The organism is Bradyrhizobium sp. Crot121, assembly GCF_059512385.1.
In genome coordinates this window covers 1-354 of record NZ_JCAMOR010000504.1, presented here as the reverse complement: position 1 = coordinate 354, position 354 = coordinate 1, and the positions used below count along the sequence as shown (strand labels likewise).

The following is a 354-nucleotide window of genomic DNA, read 5'->3' as shown; positions in this document are numbered from 1 at the left end:
GCTTTCGCAGCCGTCTGTCTTGCGCTCATGATCGTCCCCGCCCATGCCCAGGAGGGCTCCCTCATCACATCCTTGCAGGACGAAATCAGCAGCGCCGCACGGGGTTGGGAACAGACCGTCTCGAATGCGGCACGATCGCTCTTTTGGATCCTGGCTTCGATCGAGATCGGTCTGGCTGCGATCTCGCTCGCATTGCAGGCGCCATCGCTGCAAGAATGGTTCGCGGCGCTCGTGCGTCGTATCATGTTCGTCGGCTTCTTCGCGCTCGTCCTTGACCAAGGACCGAGCTTTGCAAAGGCAGTTGTCGACAGTCTCTTCCAGATTGGAGCATCGGGCGGCAACGCTTCACCGGCC

The 354-nt window shown here is 60.7% G+C and carries 1 protein-coding gene; it reads left to right on the top strand.

The annotated features are described in order from the left end of the window. Positions 1-27 precede the first annotated feature (27 nt). Positions 28-354 (top strand): type IV secretion system protein (locus tag AC5ZGW_RS47675; RefSeq protein WP_496114341.1); only part of this gene is annotated, 327 nt, incomplete at its 3' end.